The following is a 20282-nucleotide window of genomic DNA, read 5'->3' on the forward strand; positions in this document are numbered from 1 at the left end:
CCTTCCCCGAGAGGAGGACCAGTCATGCAATTTTCCAGGACCGCGTCGGCCCTGGCCGTCCTCGGCGCCCTGCTGCTCGCGCGCCCGGCAGCGGCGCAGGAAGACGTGGTCATCGGCTTTTCCGACGTGCTCTCCGGCAATGTCGCCGCGATCGGCCAGCAGGCGCTCAACGGCGCACAGGCCGCGGTGGACGTCATCAACGCCCGCGGCGGCGTGCTGCATGGCCGCAAGCTGCGGCTCGCGGTGGAAGACGACGCCTGCGACCCGAAGCAGGCGGTCTCGGTGGCCAACCTGTTCGCCGGCCGTGGCATCAAGCTGGTGCTCGGGCCGCTGTGCTCTAGCGCGGCAATTCCCGCCTCCTCGGTCTACGCCGAGGAAGGCATCCTGATGATGAGCGCCTCCGCCACCAATCCGCAGCTGACCGAGCGCAAGCTGACCACGGTGTTCCGCGCCTGCGGCCGTGACGACCAGCAGGGCGCCGTCGCCGGGGAAATGCTCGCCGACCGCTTCGCCAACAAGCGCATCGCCATCGTCGACGACAAATCCGCCTATGGCAGCGGCCTGGCCACCGAAGCCGCCAAGGTACTGAAGCAGCGCAAGGTGCCGATCGCCTTCACCGGTTCGGTCACGGCGGGCGAGAAGGATTTCTCGGCCATCGTCAGCCGGCTGAAGCAGGAGCGGATCGATATCGCCTATTACGGCGGCTACCATCCGGAACTCGGCCTGATCCTGCGTCAGGCGCGCAGCGCCGGGCTGAACGCCATCTTCGTCAGCGGCGAAGGGATCGGCACCAGCGAGTTCTGGGCGATCGCGGGCGATGCCGGCACCGGCACGCTGTTCACCAACTCGCCGGATGTCGCCGGCACCCCCGCCGCCTCCGAGGCCCGCAAGGCCATCGAGGCCCGCGACGCCAAGGTGCCGCCCGACAACTTCGCCTTCTACAACTACGCGGCCATCCAGGCGCTGGCCGCGGCGATCGACCGCGCCGGCTCGGCCACGCCGAAGGCGGTGGCGGCGGCCCTGCGCAAGGATCCGCTGCCCACGGTGGTGGGACCGCTCGCCTTCGACGCCAAGGGCGACCTGAAGGCGCCGCAATACGTCTTCTTCGAATGGCGCGACGGCACCTACCATCGCGCCGCGTTCTGACCAGCGCCTTCCCGTTCTGATCCGGTCGCCGGGCCGCCCCAGGGGCGACCCGGCCGATCGCGGGAAGCGCGAAAGCCTTCTCCTGCCTTTAGTCGACCGGCACGGCGTCGGTGCCCGCCCGCAGGGCCGGCATGCGGATCATGGCCGCAAGCCCGGCCGCCACCAGGGCCGCCAGCAGCGATCCCCACCACAGCCAGGCATAGCCGGCCGCGTGGTCGAACACCCATCCCCCCAGCAGCGCGCCGGCCGCCCCGCCTGCCGCATGCCCGGCGGAAATGACCCCCATGGCGAGTCCCATCACGCGCAGGCCGAGATGGCTGGCCACAAGGCTCGCCGTCACCGGCACCGTCGCATAGTCCACGGCGCCGAAGGCCGCGGCGAACAGCAGCAATGCCGGGTAGCTGTCACCGACATGCAGGAGCAACAGGAAGGTCACCGCCCGCCCCGCATAGATGACAGCGAGCAGCAGCGGCCGGTTCATCCGGTCGGTCAGCCATCCCGCCCCCATCATGCCGAGCATGTTGACCAGCGAGAGCACGCCATAGGCCACGGCACCCGGCATCGGGGCGAAACCGCACAGCGCGGCATAGGGCAGCAGATGCGTTTCGATCACGCCGGTGCTGGTGAAACCGCAGATCAGGAAGCTCCAGAACAACAGGTGAAAGGTCGGCTGCGCCGCGAGGAAACGGAGTTCCGCCGCGAATGGCGGCCGCGACCGGTCGCCCTGCCGCGCCACCGCCGGCACCGCCAGGATCGGCAGCGCCAGCATGGCGAGCAGCGCGGCGCCCATGGCGATCCCGAGGAATCCCCAGCGCCAGCTTGCCACCGCCAGCAGGGCGGCGATCAGCGGCACCAGCACGAACTGACCGGCGGTGGACCCGGAGGTCGCGACCCCGGTGGCGAGCCCCCGTCGGCCCGCCGTCATTCGCGCGACCGCAGTGGCAACGACATGGGTCGCCACGATGCCGAAGCCGATCGACGCGAGTCCGGCATAGGCAAGCACGAACTGCCATGGCCGCTCCGCCCCCGCCACCCCGACACACCCCAGGGCCACGGCCGCGAGGCCGGGCACCAGGACCTTGCGTGGGCCATGTCGGTCCACCAGGGCACCGGCCCAGGGCGCCACGCACGCCATCACCACCAGCCCCACCGCCGCCACGCCCGAGACGAAGCCCCGCGACCAACCCAGTTCGCGCTCCCATACCGGCATGGCGAGCCCCAGCGCGGCTCGTGCCGAGAAAGCCAGCGCGAGCGCGAGGAAGCCAAGAACCACGACGGCACCGAGACGAAACCGGGGATGGACGGACAGGGCGCGGAACGGCATGGAGGAAATCCCGTGGATGGACCGCCAGCCTCGTCACCGGCGGCACTGGCGACAAACCAGTTTGCTTGAGCCTCGGATGAGCCTGGCTAAACTGACCCCATGCCACGCCCACCGCTGCTCCTGCTGGCCCTGCGCGCTTTCGCCGAAACCGGACGGCTCGGCAGCATGAAGGCGGCCGCGGGCGCGCTGGGCGTCACACCGGGGGCGATCAGCCAGCAGGTGAAGGCGCTGGAGCGGCGGCTGGGCCTGCCGCTGTTCGAGCGGCACAACCGGGAACTGCGCCTGACCGGGACCGGAAGGCAGTTGCTCGACCCGCTGGTGGACGCCTTCGCTCGTATCGAGGCGGCGGTGGATGCCACCGAACGCGCGACCGGGGGCCACCGTCACCGGCCCCTGTTGGTGAGCACCTCGGCCTCTTTCGCCGCCGGCTGGCTGGTGCCCCGGCTGGGACGCTTCGCCGCCCTTTATCCCGGCATCGAGGTGCGCATCGACGCGACCTCGGCCCTGGTCGAGGTCGGGCGCGGCCCCGGCAGCGCCGATGTCGCGCTGCGCCATGGCCTCGGCGACTACCCGGGATTGGAAGTGGTGCGTTTCCTCATGCCGCGGCTGGTACCGGTGGGCAGCCCGTCACGGCTCGCCACCGGCCCGAGGCTGAGCCGGGCGGAGGACGTGCTGCATTACCCGCTGCTGCAGAACAGCGACGGGGCGGACTGGGCGCTCTGGCTGCGCGCGCAGGGCGGCAACGACGCGGAGGGACGCGCCCTGCGCGGCACGCGCTTCCCCGATGACCATCTTCTGGTGCGCGCAGCGGTGGCCGGCCAGGGCCTCGCCCTGGTGGCCGAGTTCCACGCCGCCGAGGAAATCGCCGCCGGGCGGCTGGCGGTCGCGCTGGATCTGCCCTGGCCGTCGCGTTTTGCCTACTACGTGCTCACCCGTCCGGGGCCTGGCCGGCCGCCGGCCGCCCTTGCGTTCCGGGACTGGGTGCTACGGGAGGCGGCCGGCTGCGGCGACGGCCTGCCGCCTCAGCCGCCCCCCAGCGCCACCGCCACGCGGAAGGTGACGAACGCCGCCGCATAGGCCAGCGCCAGCATGTAGGCGAACAGGAAGGCGGGCCATCGCCACGACCCGGTCTCGCGGCGCACCGTGGCCAGCGTCGAGGCGCATTGCGGGGCGAAGACATACCAGGCCAGCAGCGCCAGCGCGGTGGCAAGGCTCCAGCTTCCCGCCAGCGCGTGGCCCAGCTCCGCGGCGGATTCGTCATTCGCCTCGATGGAATAGACCGTGCCGAGCGAAGCCACCGCGACCTCGCGCGCCGCCATGCCGGGCACCAGGGCAACGTTGATCTGCCAGTTGAAGCCGATCGGTGACAGCACCGGCTCCATGAAACGGCCGATCTTGGCGGCGAAGCTGTAGGTGATGGCGGGATCGGTCGCCCCCTCCGGCGGACGCGGCACCGAAGCCAGGAACCAGATCACCACCATCATCGCCAGGATGGTGGTGCCGGCCCGGCGCAGGAATGCCTTGGCCCGCTGCCACAGGCCATACAGCACGTTGCGCGCGCTCGGCCGCTTGTAGTCGGGCAGTTCCAGCATGAAGGGCTCGGGCGGCACGCCGCGCCAGACCACGCGCTTGAGCACGAAGGAAACGCCGAGCGCGCTCAGGATGCCCATGGCATAGAGCCCGAACATCACCAGCCCCTGCAGTTCCAGCCCGCCCCAGACCTCGCGGTTGGGGATGAAGGCGGCGATGATCAGCGTGTACACCGGAATGCGCGCCGAGCAGGTCATCAGCGGCGCCACCAGGATCGTGGCAAGCCGGTCGCGCCGGCTGTCGATCACCCGTGTCGCCATGATGCCGGGAATGGCGCAAGCGAAGCTGGAGAGCAGCGGGATGAAGGCGCGCCCGTGCAGCCCCGCGCCCCCCATGATGCGGTCCATCAGGAACGCTGCCCGGGCCATGTAGCCGAAATCCTCGAGCAGCAGGATGAACAGGAACAGGATCAGGATCTGCGGCAGGAACACCAGCACCGCGCCGACGCCGCCGATCAGCCCGTCGCGCACGAAGCTGCGCAGCAGCCCTTCCGGCAACACCGACCCCGCGAGCCCGGCCAGGGCGTCGAACCCGGCCTTGATCGCCTCCATCGGCGGGGCAGCCCAGGAAAACACCGCCTGGAACATCAGGAACAGCAGCAGCAGCAGGATCAGCGTGCCGGCCACCGGGTGCAGCAGCACCGCATCGAGCCGCGAGGTCGCGGTATCGGGCCGTGTCGGCGGCCGCACCGCGGCGGCGATGATGCGGTCGGCCTCGCGCTGCAGGGCGCGCAGGCCGCGACGGTCATGCGGCGCCCATTGCATCGGCGCCTGCGCGCCGGCGGGCAGCGCCGCGATCGCGGCATCGAGCCGGGCCAGCAAGTCCTGGGTGCCGCCCCGCCGCACCGCGACCGAGGTCACCACCGGGATGCCGAGCTCGGCCGACAGGCGGTCGAGGTCGATCGCGACGCCGCGATGGCGGGCGATGTCGAACATGTTGACGGCCAGCACCATCGGCCGGCCGACCTGGCGCAGTTCCAGCACCAGCCGGATCGCCAGGCGCAGATTGGTGGCGTCGACGACGCACAGCAGCAGTTCCGGCGGCACCTCCCCGGCCAGCCGCCCGAGCACCGCCTCGCGGGTGATCTCCTCGTCGGGGCTGCGGGCGCGCAGGGAATAGGTCCCCGGCAGATCGAGCAGCCGCACCGGGCGGCCTGCCGGGGTAACGAACCGGCCTTCCTTGCGCTCGACGGTCACACCGGCGTAGTTGGCAACTTTCTGGCGGCTGCCGGTCAGGGCATTGAACAGCGCGGTCTTGCCGCAGTTCGGATTGCCCACCAGCGCGATGCGCACCGCCCGGGTGGTGGCGCCGATTTCGGTCACGCGGCTTCGTCCAGTGGCTCCACCAGCACCGCATTCGCCTCGCGCCGCCGCAGCGCGATGGTGGAGGCATCGACCCGCACCGCGATCGGGTCACGGCGGAACAGGCCCTGGTGGCGGATCTCCACCGTCGCGCCTTCCACGAAGCCCATCTCCAGCAGCCGGCGTTCCAGCTCGTCCGAGGCGAGGCTGCCGCCGACCGCGGAAGCATCGAGCGCCCGGATCCGTCCCCGGAACCGCAGCGGCGCCTTTCCGAGCGGCAACGACGCACGATCCTGCGAGGCAGGGCCGGGCGGCAGCAAATCGGCGGCAATGGTGTCGGGCATCGTATCGTCCCTGGTTGGCCGGCACATTTTCTTGCGAATTGTTTGCAACGGCAAGCTTCACATGAACGTGCGGGGCAGCAATGCAGGATCAGCCACCCCGGCCCGCCCGCAGGCGATTGGCGCGAAGAGCCATGCAATCCTGATGCCCGGTATCAGGGATTGGGCCATCCGGGGGGTATGACCATACTTTCACTTTGTCAGCCGTCCCGGGAATTCAGCCACATGTCCGTGACCGCCGCGCCCGCGCGGACCGCCGCCGCCTCGACATCGCTGGGGGTGCTGGTCGCGCTCAGCTTCTGCCACATGCTGAACGACATGCAGCAATCGTTGCTGTCGGCGATCTACCCCATCCTCAAGGACGCCTACCTTCTGGATTTCGGACAGATCGGGCTGCTCACGCTGACCTTCCAGTTGACGGCGTCGCTGCTGCAGCCGGTGGTCGGGATGTACACGGACCGGCGGCCGCAGCCTTATTCGCTGGCAATCGGGATGGGCTTCACCCTGGTCGGCCTGCTGGTGCTCTCGCGCGCGGGCAGCTTCGGCGCCCTGCTTGCCGGCGCCGCGCTGGTGGGCACCGGATCCTCGGTCTTCCATCCGGAATCATCGCGCATGGCGCGGCTGGCCTCGGGCGGGCGCTACGGCTTCGCGCAGTCGCTGTTCCAGGTGGGCGGCAATACCGGACAGGCGCTGGGCCCGCTGCTCGCGGCCTTCATCGTGGTGCCGGGGGGACAAGGCAGCCTGGCCTGGTTCTCGCTCGCCGCCCTGACCGCAATCATTGTGCTGACCCAGGTCGGCACCTGGTACCGCCGCCGCCGCGCGGCAGGGGCCGGCCCCCATGGCCGCGCCAGCACTGACGTGATGTCGCACCCCCGCGCCGTGGTGGTCCGCGGCATCGCCGTGCTGGCGACGCTGATGTTCTCGAAAAGCTTCTACACCGCCGGCATCAGCACGTTCTTCACCTTCTACCTGATCCAGCACTTCGCCGTGCCGGTGCGGACGGCACAGATCTATCTGTTCGTCTTCCTCGCCGCCTCCGCCCTGGGCACCCTGATCGGCGGATCGATCGGCGACCGCTTCGGCCGGCGCTACGTGATCTGGGCGTCGATCCTCGGCCCCCTGCCCTTCACGCTGATGCTGCCGCATGTTGGCCTGTTCTGGACCGTCGCGCTGGCCATCCCGATCGGCTTCATCATGTCGTCGGCCTTCTCGGCGATCCTGGTCTATGCGCAGGAGCTGGTGCCGGGACGGGTCGGACTGGTGTCAGGCGTGTTCTTCGGCCTCGCCTTCGGGCTCGGCGGCCTGGGCGCCGCCCTGCTCGGCGAACTGGCCGACATGACCTCGATCGACCTGGTCTACCGGATCTGCGCCTGGCTGCCGGTGCTCGGCCTGCTGACCTGGTTCCTGCCGGATATCGAGGGCAGCCGGCGCCTCGCCTGAACGCGGCGGGGCTTCGCCCCGCACCTGACCAGGAGGCCTTGCCTCCTGGACCTCCACCAAGGGCTTCGCCCTTGGAACCCCATTCGATGTAGGGCGGACGCAGTCCGCCAACACAAGCCGGCAATCCTGCGGCGCCTTGCGATGGCGGATTGCGCTGCGCTGATCCGCCCTACGCCTGCTGACTCTGTGCCGCGCAGCGAGACTGGGGTGCAGGGGCCTTGTGGCCCCTGCCGGGTCCAGGGCAGAGCCCTGGCCTTCCCTTCAGCCCGGCTGCCGCTTGTTGTCGGGCGCGATGGACAGCGGCACCCAGCGCGGCCCGTCCGTTCCCTGGATCAGCATCAGCACGGAGCGCCGGTTGGACTTGCGGGCCCGGTCCACCCGATCGACCACGTCCCCCGGCGAGGCGACTTCCTGCTGCTGCACCTCGACGATGACGTCGCCGGCCTTCAGCCCGCGATCGGCGGCGGGTGAGTTCGGGGCGACCTCGGTGACCAGCACGCCTTTCTGGTCCGGTCCGATCGAGAACCGCTCGCGGGCCTCGGGCGTGATCGGCGTCAGTTTCAGGCCCAGCCCGGCCACCTCGACCGGACGGCCGGCCAGCGGGGCGGGACGGTCGGGGCTGGCCGCGGCCAGCTTCTGGTCGTCCGGCAGCTCACCGACTGTCGTATTCAGGTTGAGTTCGTGCCCGTCGCGCCAGATCGTCACCGGCACGGTCTTGCCGATCTCGGTTTCGGCCACGATGCGCGGCAGGTTGCGCATCTCCTTGATGTCCTGGCCGTTGAACTTCGTGATGATGTCGCCGCCGCGGATCTTCGCGCTGGCGGCAGGCCCGCCGTCCTCGACGCTCGCCACCAGTGCGCCGGTGGCTTCCTTCATCCCCATGCTGTCGGCGATCTCGGGCGTGACCTGCTGGATCTTCACCCCGAGCCAGCCGCGCTTGGCCCGTCCGTAGTCGCGCAGCTGCGCCACCACCGTCTTGGCGAGCGTGGAGGGAATCGAGAAGCCGATGCCGATCGACCCGCCGGAGCGCGAGTAGATGGCGGTGTTGATGCCGATCACCTCACCATTGAGGTTGAACAGCGGACCGCCGGAATTGCCCTGGTTGATGGCGGCGTCGGTCTGGATGAAGTTGTCGTACGGCCCCTGCTGGATGTCACGCCCGCGGGCACTGACGATGCCGGCGGTGACGGTGCCGCCGAGGCCGAAGGGATTGCCGATCGCGAGCACCCAGTCGCCCACCCGTATCTTGTCGGAATCCCCGAAAGGCACCGCCGCCAGCGGCTTGTCGGATGTCACCTTCAGCACGGCGATGTCGGTACGCTCGTCGCGGCCGAGGATGGTGGCCTTCAGGGTGGTGTTGTCCTGCAGGGTGACGGTGACTTCGTCCGCGCCTTCGATGACGTGGTTGTTGGTCACCACGATGCCGGACGGGTCGATGATGAAGCCGGAACCGAGGCTCTGCATGCGCCGCGGCGGTGCCTGCGGCCCGCGCTGCTGGCCCGGCGGCCGGTTGCGGTCGAGGAAGTCGCGGAAAAATTGCTCGAAGGGCGAGCCCGGCGGGAACATCGGCACTTCCGGCCCCTGCCGGTCGTTGCGCGCCGCCAGGGTCTGGCTGGAGGAGATGTTCACCACGCCGGGCAGCAGACGCTCGGCAAGATCGGCGAAGCTGTCGGGTACGGCGCGGGCCTGGGCGGACGCGGGCAAGGCCACCGGCAAGGTGAGCGCGGTGGCCAGGGCGGCAGCGGCCAGCATGCGCCGCAACGACGCGGCGCGGATCACGGCAAGGGGATGGGAAGCGAACATGGGGGAAGACTCCCAGGGGTCCTGCTCAGAGTGGGGGTATCCCCCCCTGGCGACAAGCGCGCAGGGGGGGACCCGGTCAGGGTGCGGCTTTCGCCTCAGGCTTCGGCGCGTGACGCAGCAGTTGCAGGAAGTCATCCGAGGGCGAAAGCACGAGTCGCGACGTGCCGGACGCGAAGGCCTCCCGATATGCCTGCAGCGTGCGCCAGACCGAGAAGAAATGCGCATCCCGCTGGAACGCGTCGGCGTAGATCGCGATCGCCTGCCCCTCGCCCTCGCCGCGCAACTGGTCGGCCTTGGCGCGGGCCTCGGCCAGGATGATCGTGCGCTCCCGGTCGGCGTCGGCGCGGATGCGGGCCGACGCCTCGGCGCCCTCCGCACGGGCCTGGCGGGCGACGCGCTCACGCTCGGAGTTCATGCGCGAGAGAATCGCCTGGGTGTTTTCCTCCGGCAGGTCGGCGCGGCGGATGCGCACATCCTCGATGGAAATGCCGAAGGAGCGCATCTCGTCGTTCACCTGGCCGCGGATCAGCCCCATGATCCGCCCGCGCTGGGAAGACAGGACGTTCAGCAACTGTTCGTTGCCGAGCACGCGGCGCAGCGAGGAAGAGACCACCGAGGTCAGCCGCGCCCGGATGCCTTCTTCCGTCGGCCCGACCGCCTGGTAGTAGCGCAGCGGGTCGGTGATGCGGAACCGGGTGAAGGTGTCGACGATCAGGCGGCGCTGGTCGCCGAGGATCACCTCCTCGGGCGGCACTTCGTAATCGAGCAGGCGGCGGTCGAAGCTGATCGCGGCCTGGATCAGCGGCACCTTGGCGTGCAGGCCCGGCTTGGTGATCACCCGGATCGGCTGGCCGAACTGGGTGATCAGCACCTGTTCGGTCTGCTGCACGACAAAGAGGCTGGACACGCCGATGACGGCGAGCACCACCACGGCGGCCGCCGCGGCGGCGATGATCGAGGTGCGGTTCATCGGGTGGCCCCCCGCGGCTGGGCCGGCTGGGCCGGCGAAGGAGACGCGGGCGCGCCCGGCAGACGGGCGGCATCCCCGAGCGGGAGCAGCGGCAGCACGCCCTGCAGCCTTTCGTCGAGCACGATCGTCGGGGTCTTGGTCAGGATGTCCTGCATGGTCTCCAGGTACAGGCGCTGCAGGGTGACGTCCTTGGCGGCGTCATAGGCCTTCAGCACCGAGAGGAAGCGTTGTGCCTGGCCGGTGGCGGCGGCAATTCCGGCCTGCCGGGCCGCTTCGGCCTCGGCGGTGACGCTGGCGGCGTCGCCGCGGGCGCGCGGCACGATGTCGTTGCGGTAGCCCTCGGCCTCGTTGCGCATGCGCTCGGCGTCGGTATTGGCGCGCTGCACGTCGCGGAAGCTGTCGATCACCGCCGCCGGCGGGTCCACCTTCTGCAACTGGATCTGGGTGATCTCCACACCCGAGCCATAGGCATCCATGATCGCCTGCACGCCGCTCTTCACCGCCACCTCGATCTGGGCGCGGGCATCGGTGAGGGCGGGCTGGATCGGCGTGCGGCCGATCACCTCGCGCATCACGCTTTCGGACGCGGACTTCACCGTGTAGGCGGGATTGCGGGTGTTGAAGAGGAAGGCACCGGCATCGCGGATGCGCCAGAACACGGCGAAATCGATATCGACGATGTTCTCGTCGCCGGTCAGCATCAGGCTTTCCGCCAGCACGTCGGAGCCGCTTTCGCCGCGGGCCGAGGCACGGATGGTCTCCGGCGCCGAGCGGTAGCCGATCTCGATGCGGTTGATGCGGGTGACCGCCGGACGAACCACGCTCTCGATCGGCCAGGGCAGGCGATAGTTCAGGCCGGGCAGCGTAGTACGATTATAGGCGCCAAAGCGCAGCACCACGCCCTGCTCATCCGGCTGGACACGGTAAAAGCCGGAAAACAGCCACACGGCGACGACGAGGGCCGCCACCAGGGCGAACCCCTTGCCGCCGCTGAAGAAACCGGGGGGACGGGTGCCGCGGCCTCCGCCCAGGCCCGGGGGCAGCAAGCCGCGGACGAAGGCCTGGAGGCGGGCGATCACCTCGTCGAGATCAGGTGGGGGAGGACCGCCGGGGCCGCGTGGCCCCTGGCCCCAGGGTCCCTGCGGGCCGCCCGGCCGTCCGCCGGATCGCCGCCCGTCGCCGGGACTTCCCCACGGGCTCGGCCCGCCGGACCCTCCATTCGAGCCGTCGCCGGGACCGCCGTTGTTCCAAGGCATGAGAGTGAGGTCGCTCCTGTCTGGACATGGCCGCACCGGGGCGGCCGATTGCCGAAATACCATTGGCATCTCGGGATGCGCGGGCCATATCGGGAGCCCATGGCGCGGCTGCATATTGACCGGCTACGGAAGGTTTTCAAGCGGATGCCCGAACCGACCCCTGAAACACTCACTGAAACACTGCGCCGGATCAGTGATCCTGCAACCGGTCGCGACATCGTCTCCGCCGGGCTGGTGGAGAGCGTGCAGGTCCGCGGGGGATTGGTGCAGGTGACCCTGCTGACCGACCGGGCACACGCCGCGGCGATGGAGGCGGTGTGCCGGCAGATCGAGCAATTGCTCGCCCGCGAACCGGGCGTGCTCAATGTCGCGGCGGTGCTGACGGCGCATCGTGCCGCGCCATCCGGCCCCGCCACCCAACCGGCCGCGGGCGCGCACGCGCACGGCGCCGGCCAGCGCCCGATGCTGCTGCCCGAGGTGGGCGCCATCGTCGCCGTGGCCTCCGGCAAGGGGGGCGTGGGCAAGTCCACCGTCGCGGTGAACCTCGCGGTGGCGCTGGCGCAGCAGGGGCTCCGGGTCGGGCTGCTCGATGCCGACATCTATGGCCCGAGCCTGCCGCGCATGATGGGGCTCAGCCGCAAACCCGACCTGCAGGGCGATCTGATGAAGCCGATCCCTGCCTGGGGGCTCTCGACCATGTCGATCGGCTACCTGGTCGAGGAAGAAACGCCGATGATCTGGCGTGGCCCCATGGTAATGGGCGCGCTCGAGCAGATGATGGGCCAGGTGGCGTGGGGCCCGCTCGACGTGATGGTGGTGGACATGCCGCCGGGCACCGGGGATGCGCAGTTGACCATGGCGCAGCGGGTGCGGCTGGCCGGGGCCGTCATCGTCTCGACGCCCCAGGACATCGCCCTGCTCGATGCCAGGCGCGGCGTGCGCATGTTCGAACGCACCAGCGTGCCCGTGCTCGGGCTGGTCGAGAACATGAGCTATTTCTGCTGCCCGAACTGCAATCACCGCACCGAGCTGTTCGGCCATGGCGGGGCACGGCAGGAAGCGGCGCGGCTGGGCATCGACTTCCTCGGCGAGGTGCCGCTGCTGCTCGACATCCGCACCACGGCCGATGCCGGCACGCCGATCGTGGCCGCGGCACCGGAAAGTCCCGCGGCGCAGGCCTTCGCGGCGATCGCCGCGCGGCTGCGCCAGAAGTTGCCCGTTGGCACGCAGGCCGCCGGACCACGGATCGTCGTGAGCTGACTCACCAGCCGCCGGGGGCCATCATGGCGGCCTCCGGTGTTTCATTCCGACTGGTTCCGACCCACACGGATACGCTTTTTAACATCATTTTTGCCCTCGACAGGCACCGTGATCAGGCCGCCAGGGCCGCGCCTTCGATCCAGTTGCCGTGGAAGCCGTGCGGCACCCGCCGCGGCAGCATGATCTCGGCCAGCGGCGGGGCGACGATGTCCACCGCGTCCAGCAACACGAACCGCGTGGCATCGGCGGCCAGATCGTAGACATAGGCACCGATCCAGCCGTCGCCCTCCGCCCGCCGGGACGGATCCGCACCGGGGCGGGGAATGAACACCGGCTCACCCATTTCCTGGCCCTGGCCGAAATCGTGCACGGCCACGTCGCCGCGCAGGAAATCATAGCGGGCGACCGCGCTGAAGGTGCTGGCGGGCCCGCGATGCCGACCCGCCAAAGGCATCCAGCCATAACGGTTGCGCCGTCCCGCCACCTGCCGGTCGATGCGGGGGAACTCGGCGATGTGGTCGCAGAGCTGGCTCCGCCGCGCCAGGCCGGTGGCGGGATCGAGTTCCATCCGCCACAGCGATGGCATCGCCGTGCTCATGCCGCCGCCGAAGGAGGCATGCTGCACGTAATCCACGGCGATCCGCTCCGCCTGCTCGAAGGCGTTCATGAAGTGGAAAACGAAGAACGGATCGGTCCGGAACCACCGCACCGGTCCGCAGCCGTCACGCGGCACCAGGGCGATGCAGGTGCCGCGTTCGGGTTCCCAGGACAGCAGGCGCCGGCCCCTGATCGCGCTGGCCGGATCGATCAGGGTGGGGCAGAGGAAGAAGATGGCGTAGCGCGGCGTGACGGTGAAATCATGCACCATGAAGGGGGCCGCGACATCGATCGGGATTTCCCTTGCGTGCTGCCCGGTGGGATCGATCACGATCAGAAAAAGATACGGAGGCGTCGGCACATAGCGGAAGGCAAGCAGTTCGCCGGTGTGCGGATCGGTCTGCGGATGGGCGGTGAAGGCCGTCCGCACCTGCCCGTTGAAGTCGCATGGCCCGATGGTCCGCAGATCGGGACCAAGCTCGATCGGCAGCCCGCCTTCCCACAGCGCCAGGGTGCGGCCGCCATGGTGGATGACATTGGTGTTGGCGGTGTTCTTGAAGGGACTGGGATCGCCATCCGGGCCGATCAGCGCCGGATCGGGCCATCTCGGCGTCAGCATGCCGCCATAGAGCGCCCGGCCTGCACGCTGCTCCGCCCGCAGCCCCGGGGTGAGCACGAAGCGGTTGCGGTAGGAGGCGCGGCCCTCCTGCAAGGCCAGGGCATGCACCATGCCATCGCCGTCGAACGGGAACGTGTAGGAAAGCGGCTTGAATTCCGGATTGGGCCCGTTGCGCAGATAGACCCCGGCGAGATCCTTCGGCAGTTCGCCGCGCACCGGCAGCGCCTCCACGGTCAGTTCGTCGCGGACCGGGGCGAACCCACCTTTGAGAAAGGGATTGGGCAGGCGATTGGGCCAGGCATGACCATGCAAGGCGAGATACAGGGCCAACAGCCCACCGCTTCGCACCGTTTCGGCCGAGGCGCGCAGCATTGCGCGCCGAAGCAAGCTCATGGCTCGATCCTTTGTTGCTGTCGCCGGCAGCAACGCGGCGCAACCGCAACGGATCGGAATACCGCGCGGATGTGCACTGGCAATCGGGCCAAGGCGGCGCCGCACCCGTGGGCACGCAACGGATGCGCAGGCATCCGTCACGATCGGGACAACGGACCGCCGATATCAGGCGGAAGCGGGGATCAGGACTTGTTGCGGGCGCTGCAGGCGATGGCCGAGCCGGCGGCACAGAGCAGCAGCAGGATCACCCCGGCAACGATGTCGGCCGGATCGCCCGCACTGATCGCTGCCGCCGTCGTCCCGGCGAACAAGGTCAATCCCGCCATCGAAACCATGAGAAGACGGCGGCGATTTACCTCATCAAGGCGAGCGGAAAGCTCATCCAGCCATAGCAAGTACGGGCGCATTTCATTGGCTCGATCGCTGGGGTCAACAGGCACGTCTTAGCGTGTTGCCCGGAAAAAGTCTCACATATTTGTGAGATCACCCCACGAGAACCGTTTCGATTTCCTGCCTTGGCGAAAACCGCCGCCACTATCGAAGGCGGCGGCCATCACACGACCGGGATCAGCCCTCCCGGCCGAGCGCCGCCATCAGTTCCGCCCATTCGCGTTTGGACAAGCCGCTTCCGGCCGCCTCGACGGCCTCGCCGGCCAGCAGGCGCTTCACCACCGCCAGCATCGCCGCGGAGAAGGTGACCGCGCCGAGCCGGTAGTCGCGGAAGGCGGCAAAGGTGGCGGGCACCCAGGCCTCGACCGTCTTCAGCATGGCCTCGGCATAGACCCGGATCTCGTACTGGGCATGCGGGTCAGCCCGCAAAGAGAGGAAATGCAACAGGTTGTGCAGATCCGTCTTCCAATACCATTGTGTGTAGGTGTTCAGGGTCAGGTTCATGCGGGCGAGTTCGCGCGCCAGCCCCTGCTTCGCCGGATCGGCCGGGTTGCCTGCCGCGTCCTCGTTGAGCATGTCCACGTAATGGTCATGGCAGCGGGCCGCGTCGCTGCGCAGGATGTCCAGCACCTCGGCCGCCTCGTCGCCGGTGAGCACCTCGCCGCGGCCCTGGCGGTTGACCGCGGACTGGGCGGCGAGCTGTTCGGGGGCCGGGATGTAGAATTCCCGGTCCAGGATCGAATAGCGGGCGGAATACTCGTTCACGTTCGCGGTGCGATGGCGGATCCACTGGCGCGCCACGAAGATCGGCAGCTTCACGTGGTACTTGATCTCGCACATCTCGAAGGGCGTGGTGTGCCGGTGGCGCATCAGGTAGCGGATCAGCGCGGCGTCCTCCGACACCTTGCGGGTGCCGCGGCCGTAGGAGACACGGGCGGCCTGCACCACGGCGCCGTCATCGCCCATGTAGTCCACCACCCGCACGAAGCCATGGTCGAGCACCGGGATCGGGCTGTACAGCAGCTCCTCGAGTGCCGGCACGGTGGCGCGGCGCGTGGGCGCGGCCTGCGCCCGCTGGGCCGCGATGTCGGCCTGCTGCTGTTCGGTCAGAATCATCCGTTTCACCCTTCAATCCGGCGCCACACCACCCTATATTCGTCCTGCCGGCTTGCCGGCTATGGCGATAAACGGTGCGTGGAATAAGCGTTGTGGACCCGGGGGCAGTGCCCGGCGCCTCCACCATGGACCCGGTGAACCCGAGTCGTGGCTAGGGGGGCGAAACAGGATCGACACGCGTGGTAAAGACCCATCTTTTGCCCGGCATGGTTCCGCCGTCATCGGGCCAATTCACAAGTGCCAACGACAACGTGGCGCTCGCTGCCGCTGCATAAGCGGTAAGCGCGGTCCGGGGGGCACCGGGCAACAGAAGCCCCCCAACTCTTCCCTTCCCGCACAGGAAAGGCCCCTCCCCGTCCGGGAAGGAGCCCCCTGTCAGCTCACGACGTGCGGTCAGTCCGCTATTTCAGTGGCTTGTCGGTCCGCGGGCGCGGCGCCTCCCCGGCCGTACGGGGGCTGGTGGTCTGGTCGTCCACCTCGACCTCGGTGTGCCGGACCGTGTCGGAGACATGTTCGGTACGCTCCCCGACATCCTTGCGCACCACCACCTCCTCGGTGACCCGCGCGGTCTTCTGCACCACCGCCTCCTCGCGGGATTCGGTCATCTCGACCGTGCGGTCCTGGAAGGCGGCGGAATCGGCACCAAGCTCGCGGCTGACCGGGCGGCGCTCGACCTGCACCCGCTCCTCCCGCAGGCGGACATCCTCCTCCACCGGCGTTTCCACAACGTAACTGCGCACCCGCACCGAGCCACGACCGGTGTTGCGCTTGCCGACCGCGAGCTGCTCCTCGACGATCGGGATCACCTCCTCGCCCTCGGCGCGCCGGCCGGGCGGGACGGCGGCGCGGCCGGACAGATCCGATGCGGTGGTGGCCACCGAGGGGGCAGCCGGCTTGGCCGTGCCGGTACCAAGCGTGTCGTCACGCTCACCCGCCGTGCCATAGGCAACCGCCGTCCCGCTCGCCGCGGCCGGGTGCGGGCCGGTCCAGCCATGCGAGCGCCATTCGGTTTCCTGCTCATCGAGATCCACCGGATCATAGCCCTCCAGGATGGATCCCACCCGGTCGGCATCGGCCTCGCTGTGCACGCGGACCGTGAGCAGGGTTTGCCCGCGGTTGACGCCCTCGCGGTAGCTTTCCAGATCCTCCCCGGTGAACAGCCGCTTGAGCGACTCCCAGATGCCGCCGCTCTCGGTGGTCGTGCTGCTGGTGGCCGGAGCGTCCTGGGAGGTAATCCGGATCTCGCTGGCCGGGGTTGCGGCATCGATCAGGGCCTGGCGCGCTTCCTCGGCACGGGCACGGGTGGCGAAAAGGCAGGCCAATGTCCGCCAGGCCGCCCCCCCCGTACGGGGTCCGTCCACCGCTTCCGTTCCGGCCACGGAACCGGTCTGCAGGCCGGGAACGCCTGCGCCTGGTCCGATCAGGGGATCACTCATCTCGCTTCCTTCCTTCCGTCGTTTCTGTATTGGCGCCCGTACGGGCAACCGTGGCCTGCTGGCGGCGCAACGTGACATCATGCCTCTGCAGGCGATGGACGGTGCGGCTGCGTACGTGCAGCTCCTCCCGCAGATAGAGGCGAATCGTCACAACCGCCCTTTCCTCGAGGACCGGGATGATGGTGACCTCACCCTCCTGTCGTGTCGGCGGCGCCGTCTCGACGAAGCGCCCAACCGGCACGTGCTCGACCGAAGCCCGGGTTTCGGCCAGGTTCACCGTGACCTGCTCGGTGTGCGGGACGGTATTGATGTCGACGCGCACCCGTCCCGTCTCTATGGTGCGGGTGGTTATCCGCACCTCCTCGGCGGCAAGGGGCAGTATCTCCTCGTCACCAGGCATGGTGCTTGCTGCCTCCCTGCGGTCACCAGAGCGAACGCCCCCGCAGGCGGGGTGTTGTTCTTTGGGTGTTGAACTGCACGTGTTCACGCCCGCGCAACGGCGGCGGACAGCACGCCCTTCCCCCGCCCGCCCCCTTTCGCTAATGGGAACCCCTTACGCGTGAGGCATTCCTATGGATGACGATCCGACCGGGCAGGATGGGGAGCAGCGCCCGGAGAGCCTGCTTCCTTACGAGGAGTGGACCGAACAGGCCCTCCGTCAGGTGATGGTGCGGGCCCTTCAGTATGCGGCCGTGAACGGCCTGCCGGGCGGGCACCACTTCTACCTGACATTCCGCACCGACCATCCGCGCGTCGCCATTCCGGCGCGGTTGAAGGCGCAGTACCCGCAGGAAATGACCATTGTCCTGCAGCACCAGTTCTGGGACCTCGCGGTCGACGAGCCGGACGGGCTGATGACCGTCGGGCTGTCCTTCGGCGGGGTGCCGGCGACGCTGCGCATCCCGCTTGCCGCCATCACCGCCTTCGCCGATCCGGAAGTCCGCTTCGGCCTGCGCTTCCATGCCACCGAGCTGCCGGAGCCGGAACCCGCCGCCCCCGCCGAGCCGCAGGCCGAAGCCGCGCCGGAAGCAGCCCCGGAAGAGCCGCCGGCGACGCCGCAGGTCGTCAGCCTGGACGCCTTCCGCCGCCGCACGCCGCCCAAAGAAAGCTGATTCGGGAGATCCGCCGATGAACGCCCCGCTGGCGAGGCCGTCCAACTTCCAGTACGCCCCCCTCTTCCCGCTCGGGCCGGATGCCACCCCCTGGCGCAAGCTCGACGTCGCCGGCGTCACCACCCTCACCTGCGACGGGCGCAAGGTGCTGAAAGTGGCCCCGGAGGCGCTGTCGGAGCTGGCCTTCCAGGCGTTCCACGACGTCTCCCACCTGCTCCGGCCGGCCCATCTGGCGCAGTTGCGGGCGATCCTGTCGGACAACGAAGCCTCGGCCAACGACCGGTTCGTGGCGCTCGACCTGCTCAAGAACGCCGCCATCGCCGCCGGCGGGGTGCTGCCGATGTGCCAGGACACCGGCACCGCCATCGTGTTCGGCAAGAAGGGCCAGCGCGTCTGGGTGGAGGGCGACGAGGAAGAGGCGCTCAGCCTGGGCGTGCACCGCACCTACACCGAGACCAACCTGCGCTATTCGCAGATGGCGCCGCTGTCGATGTTCGAGGAAGTCAACACCGGCACCAACCTGCCGGTGCAGTTCGACATCTACGCCGCCCCCGGCGAGCATCACGCCGACGAATTCCACCTGATGTTCGTCGCCAAGGGCGGCGGCAGCGCCAACAAGACCTTCCTGTTCCAGGAAACCCGGGCGGTGCTCAGCCCGGAGAAGCTGCTGAAATTCCTGGAAACCAAGATCCGCACGCTCGGCACCTCGGCCTGTCCGCCCTACCACCTGGCGATCGTGATCGGCGGCACCAGCGCCGAGACCACGCTCAAGACCGTCAAGCTGGCCTCCACCAAGTGGCTCGACACCCTGCCGACGGAGGGCAGCAAGACCGGCCACGCCTTCCGCGACACCGAGATGGAGCAGAAGGTGCTGGAGCTGACCCGCGCCCTGGGTATCGGTGCGCAGTTCGGCGGCAAGTATTTCTGCCACGACGTGCGCGTGGTGCGGCTGCCGCGCCATGGCGCCAGCCTGCCGATCGGCATCGGCGTCTCCTGCAGCGCCGACCGCCAGATCAAGGCCAAGATCACCCCGGAAGGCGTGTTCCTCGAGCAGCTCGAGACCGATCCGGCGCAGTACCTGCCGGAAATGACCCAGGACATCCTGGGCGGCGAGGTGGTGCGGGTGGACCTGAACCGCCCGATGGAGGAGATCCGGCGGCAGTTGTCGCAATACCCGGTCAAGACCCGGCTGTCGCTGTCCGGCACCATGGTGGTGGCACGTGATATCGCCCATGCGAAGCTGAAGGAGCGGCTCGACGCCGGGGGCGGCCTGCCCCAGTACATCAAGGACCATCCGGTGTACTATGCCGGCCCGGCCAAGACGCCGAAGGGCATGCCGACCGGCAGCTTCGGCCCGACCACTGCCGGGCGCATGGACAGCTATGTCGCGGAGTTCCAGCAGGCCGGCGGCAGCTTCGTCATGCTGGCCAAGGGCAACCGCAGCAAGGCGGTGAAGGATGCCTGCAAGGCCCATGGCGGCTTCTACCTTGGCAGTGTCGGCGGCCCGGCCGCGCGGCTGGCGCAGGACTGCATCCGCAAGGTCGAGGTGCTGGAATACCCGGAACTCGGCATGGAGGCGGTCTGGCGCATCGAGGTCGAGGATTTCCCGGCCTTCATCGTGATCGATGACAAGGGCAACGATTTCTACGACGGGCTCGATTGAAGGCGCCGGGATGGCGCCGCCCGTTTTCCTTTGTTCCGCCGGACCGGGGTTCCGGCTACACGGGCGGCATTGTTTCTGGCGGGCTGGAGTGAAGGAATGCGTTTCTGCGTGGACCGGCTGGACCATCTCGTACTGAACGTAAAGGACGTCGAGATCGCGGCGTCCTGGTATCAGCGCGTGCTGGGCATGGAAGTAGAGACCTTCGGGCGCGAGAACCGGACGGCGCTGAAGTTCGGCGGCCAGAAGATCAACCTGCGGCCGGTCGAAGCCGATGCGCATGCCTGGATCACCGCGCGCGCCCCGGTCGCGGGGGCGAACGACCTGTGCTTCGTCACTGCCGTCGCCAGTGCCGACGTGGTGGATCACCTGCACACGTGTGGCGTTGTCGTCGAGTTCGGCCCGGTGGAACGGCAGGGCGCGCTCGGTCCCATGACCTCGGTCTATTGCCGTGACCCTGACGGCAACCTGGTGGAAATCGCCAGCTATCTGCGAGGCTGAAACCGGGATCCAAGGGCCTTTTGGCCC

The 20282-nt window shown here is 69.0% G+C and carries 18 protein-coding genes and 1 other RNA gene; 8 read left to right on the forward strand and 11 right to left on the reverse strand.

Features of this window, described 5'->3' with window-relative positions; all coding sequences use genetic code 11:
* Positions 1-24 precede the first annotated feature (24 nt).
* Positions 25-1146: a branched-chain amino acid ABC transporter substrate-binding protein gene (locus NBY65_RS03930; RefSeq protein WP_150043136.1), complete on the forward strand. Its 1122-nt coding sequence runs from the start codon at positions 25-27 to the stop codon at positions 1144-1146.
* Positions 1147-1234: 88 nt separating this feature from the next.
* Here NBY65_RS03930 and NBY65_RS03935 read toward each other — a convergent pair whose 3' ends face one another.
* Positions 1235-2470, reverse strand: a complete 1236-nt coding sequence (locus tag NBY65_RS03935) for an MFS transporter (RefSeq protein WP_150043135.1) — start codon at positions 2468-2470, stop codon at positions 1235-1237.
* A gap of 99 nt (positions 2471-2569) precedes the next feature.
* On the opposite strand from NBY65_RS03935, the gene NBY65_RS03940 reads away from it, so the two are divergent.
* Positions 2570-3547, forward strand: a complete 978-nt coding sequence (locus NBY65_RS03940) for a LysR substrate-binding domain-containing protein (RefSeq protein WP_150043134.1) — start codon at positions 2570-2572, stop codon at positions 3545-3547.
* Here the strand turns inward: NBY65_RS03940 and feoB are convergent.
* Complete coding sequence (feoB, locus tag NBY65_RS03945; protein WP_203330627.1) at positions 3493-5382, reverse strand: ferrous iron transport protein B; 1890 nt, start codon at positions 5380-5382, stop codon at positions 3493-3495. The genes NBY65_RS03940 and feoB overlap by 55 nt on opposite strands.
* A complete protein-coding gene (locus NBY65_RS03950) occupies positions 5379-5705 on the reverse strand; it encodes a FeoA family protein (protein WP_150043133.1) in 327 nt (108 codons plus the stop codon). The genes feoB and NBY65_RS03950 overlap by 4 nt, the downstream gene beginning before the upstream one ends.
* A 222-nt stretch (positions 5706-5927) precedes the next feature.
* Between NBY65_RS03950 and NBY65_RS03955 the strand changes: the two genes are divergently transcribed.
* Positions 5928-7142, forward strand: coding sequence for an MFS transporter (locus NBY65_RS03955; protein WP_203330626.1), 1215 nt, complete (start codon positions 5928-5930; stop codon positions 7140-7142).
* 261 nt (positions 7143-7403) lie between these two features.
* Here NBY65_RS03955 and NBY65_RS03960 read toward each other — a convergent pair whose 3' ends face one another.
* From NBY65_RS03960 to hflK, 3 genes are all read right to left on the reverse strand, one after another.
* On the reverse strand, positions 7404-8945 hold the full coding sequence (locus tag NBY65_RS03960) for a DegQ family serine endoprotease (protein ID WP_150043131.1): 1542 nt from the start codon (positions 8943-8945) through the stop codon (positions 7404-7406).
* 76 nt (positions 8946-9021) lie between these two features.
* Positions 9022-9915, reverse strand: a complete 894-nt coding sequence (gene hflC, locus NBY65_RS03965) for a protease modulator HflC (protein ID WP_150043130.1) — start codon at positions 9913-9915, stop codon at positions 9022-9024.
* Positions 9912-11171: an FtsH protease activity modulator HflK gene (gene hflK / locus NBY65_RS03970; RefSeq protein ID WP_150043129.1), complete on the reverse strand. Its 1260-nt coding sequence runs from the start codon at positions 11169-11171 to the stop codon at positions 9912-9914. The genes hflC and hflK overlap by 4 nt, the downstream gene beginning before the upstream one ends.
* A gap of 144 nt (positions 11172-11315) precedes the next feature.
* Between hflK and NBY65_RS03975 the strand changes: the two genes are divergently transcribed.
* Positions 11316-12431: an Mrp/NBP35 family ATP-binding protein gene (locus tag NBY65_RS03975; protein WP_150043128.1), complete on the forward strand. Its 1116-nt coding sequence runs from the start codon at positions 11316-11318 to the stop codon at positions 12429-12431.
* 112 nt (positions 12432-12543) lie between these two features.
* Here NBY65_RS03975 and NBY65_RS03980 read toward each other — a convergent pair whose 3' ends face one another.
* From NBY65_RS03980 to thyX, 3 genes are all read right to left on the reverse strand, one after another.
* The gene (locus NBY65_RS03980) at positions 12544-14040 is read right to left on the reverse strand and encodes a carotenoid oxygenase family protein (protein WP_150043127.1); all 1497 of its coding nucleotides are present in this window, start codon (positions 14038-14040) and stop codon (positions 12544-12546) included.
* A 182-nt stretch (positions 14041-14222) separates the two neighbouring features.
* Complete coding sequence (locus NBY65_RS03985) at positions 14223-14366, reverse strand: hypothetical protein (protein ID WP_162530745.1); 144 nt, start codon at positions 14364-14366, stop codon at positions 14223-14225.
* A gap of 241 nt (positions 14367-14607) precedes the next feature.
* Positions 14608-15546 carry an FAD-dependent thymidylate synthase gene (gene thyX, locus NBY65_RS03990; protein ID WP_150043164.1) on the reverse strand — a complete coding sequence of 313 codons (939 nt, stop codon included), beginning with the start codon at positions 15544-15546 and terminating at the stop codon, positions 14608-14610.
* Positions 15547-15553: 7 nt separating this feature from the next.
* Between thyX and ssrA the strand changes: the two genes are divergently transcribed.
* Positions 15554-15869, forward strand: a transfer-messenger RNA (tmRNA) gene (ssrA, locus tag NBY65_RS03995).
* 78 nt (positions 15870-15947) lie between these two features.
* Here ssrA and NBY65_RS04000 read toward each other — a convergent pair.
* Positions 15948-16982, reverse strand: coding sequence for a YsnF/AvaK domain-containing protein (locus NBY65_RS04000; RefSeq protein WP_150043126.1), 1035 nt, complete (start codon positions 16980-16982; stop codon positions 15948-15950).
* Positions 16975-17382 carry a YsnF/AvaK domain-containing protein gene (locus tag NBY65_RS04005; protein ID WP_150043125.1) on the reverse strand — a complete coding sequence of 136 codons (408 nt, stop codon included), beginning with the start codon at positions 17380-17382 and terminating at the stop codon, positions 16975-16977. The genes NBY65_RS04000 and NBY65_RS04005 overlap by 8 nt, the downstream gene beginning before the upstream one ends.
* A gap of 172 nt (positions 17383-17554) precedes the next feature.
* Between NBY65_RS04005 and NBY65_RS04010 the strand changes: the two genes are divergently transcribed.
* From NBY65_RS04010 to NBY65_RS04020, 3 genes are all read left to right on the forward strand, one after another.
* Entirely contained in the window at positions 17555-18094 is a 540-nt protein-coding gene (locus NBY65_RS04010; protein WP_150043124.1) for an SspB family protein, read from the forward strand.
* 16 nt (positions 18095-18110) lie between these two features.
* The gene (locus tag NBY65_RS04015) at positions 18111-19757 is read left to right on the forward strand and encodes a fumarate hydratase (RefSeq protein ID WP_150043123.1); all 1647 of its coding nucleotides are present in this window, start codon (positions 18111-18113) and stop codon (positions 19755-19757) included.
* Positions 19758-19853: 96 nt separating this feature from the next.
* Positions 19854-20255, forward strand: coding sequence for a VOC family protein (locus NBY65_RS04020; RefSeq protein ID WP_150043122.1), 402 nt, complete (start codon positions 19854-19856; stop codon positions 20253-20255).
* Positions 20256-20282: the final 27 nt, after the last annotated feature.

Origin of the sequence: Rhodovastum atsumiense, from assembly GCF_937425535.1 — a bacterium.
Lineage (GTDB): Bacteria > Pseudomonadota > Alphaproteobacteria > Acetobacterales > Acetobacteraceae > Rhodovastum > Rhodovastum atsumiense.